Annotated in this window: 2 protein-coding genes; both read left to right on the forward strand. The window is 74.2% G+C overall.

Going from position 1 to position 1,811, the window contains the following annotated elements; all coding sequences use genetic code 11:
• Positions 1–904, forward strand: a 904-nt coding sequence (locus tag AC1D01_RS33045; protein ID WP_477873706.1) for a ferritin-like domain-containing protein, incomplete at its 5' end; no start/stop codon positions are given.
• Positions 905–921: 17 nt separating this feature from the next.
• A partial coding sequence (selB, locus tag AC1D01_RS33050; RefSeq protein WP_477873707.1) for a selenocysteine-specific translation elongation factor occupies positions 922–1,811 on the forward strand: 890 nt, incomplete at its 3' end.

Raw genomic sequence — 1,811 nt, forward strand, 5'->3', positions numbered from 1 at the left:
GGCGCGCGCCGATTGGGGCCTGGCCGCGCGCGGCGCGACGGTGGAGGCCGGCAGCCCGGCCTTCTCGTTCGGGCTGCGACAGCGCCACGAGCTGTGGGCCGCCACCGCCGGCGAGCTCTACGCGCAGGCCGCGGCCGCGCAGTGGGATCCGGCGACCGCGATCGACTGGGAGGCGCCGTTCGAGCTCGCCCCGGAGATCGAGGACGCCGTCGTGCAGGTGATGACCTACCTGGTCGAGAACGAGAACGCGGCGCTGCTGGTGCCGGCCCGGCACCTCGGGCAGATCCATCCGCACTACCGCGAGGTGCTGCAACTGCTGGCGCTGCAGTGCGCCGACGAGGCACGCCATGTCGAGGTGTTCACGCGCCGCGCCGGGCTGCGCGGGCGGCCGCCGGCCTTGTCGACCGCCGGCGGGCAGGCCTCGCTGCGCACCTTGTTCGACGCACCGGATTTCTCGACGGCCACCTTCCTGCTCTCGGTGCTCGGCGAAGGCAGCTTCGTGAACCTGCTGAACTTCCTGCACGAGCACGGGCCCGATCCGGTCACGCGCCAGGTCGCGCGGCTCGCGGCGCGCGACGAAGGCCGGCACGTGGCCTTCGGGATGGCGCACCTGGAGTACCGCCTCGCGGTCGAGCCCGACTACCAGGTGCGGCTGCGCAATGCGATCGAGCAGCGCTTCGATGCGCTGGCCAGCACGGCGGGGCTGAACGAGGAGGTGTTCGATGCGCTGGTGCTGCTGGCCGCGGGCGCGTTGACGCCGGACGCGGTGGCGCGCGGGCATGCGGCCGTGCAGCAACTCAAGCGCGAGATGGCGGCCGGCCGGCGTGCCCGGCTCAGCCGGCTGGGCTTCGAGCGCGGCGAGGCCGAGCGGCTGGCCGAGCTGCACACGCGCAACTTCATGTAGCCCCCGGACGCCTGGACATGATCGTCGGCACCGCAGGCCACATCGACCACGGCAAGACCACGCTGGTGCGCGCGCTCACCGGCGTCGACACCGACCGGCTGCCGCAGGAGAAGGCGCGCGGCATCTCGATCGAGCTCGGCTACGCCTTCCTCGACGTGCCCGGCGACGACGGCACGCCGCGCATCGGCTTCATCGACGTGCCCGGCCACGAGCGCCTGGTGCACACGATGCTGGCCGGCGCGACCGGCATCGACTTCGCGCTGCTGCTGGTCGCCGCCGACGATGGCGTGATGCCGCAGACGCGCGAGCACCTGGCGGTGCTGTCGCTGCTGGGCCTGTCGCGCGGCGCCGTCGTGATCACGAAGACCGATCGCGTCGATGCAGAGCGCCTTTCGCAGGTGCGCGACGACGTGGCCGCGCTGCTGGCCGGCACGCCGCTCGCCGCATCGCCGGTGCTCGCCGTCTCGGCCCCGACCGGCGAGGGCTTGCCGGCCTTGCGTGAGCTGCTGTTCGCCGCGGCCCGCAACACGCCGCCGCGCGACGGCGCGAGCGATGCCTTCCGCCTCGCGATCGACCGGGCGTTCACGCTCGACGGCGTCGGCACCGTGGCGACCGGCACCGTGCATGCAGGGCGCGTGCAGGTCGGCGACGAGCTGGCGCTCTGCCCCTCGCCCACCGGCCGCCACGCCCGCGTGCGCAGCCTGCACACGCAGAACCAGGCGGCGACGCAGGCGCATGCCGGCCAGCGCTGCGCGGTGGCGCTGGCCGGGGTCGACAAGCACGAGGTGGCGCGCGGCCAGTGGCTGGTGTCGGCCGGCGCGAGCGTGGCCACCGACCGGCTCGATGCGCTGCTGACGCTGTGGCACGGCGAGCCGCGCCCGCTGCGCTCGGGCACGCCGGTGCATGT

Source organism: Rhizobacter sp. P3_B12, from assembly GCF_056402895.1.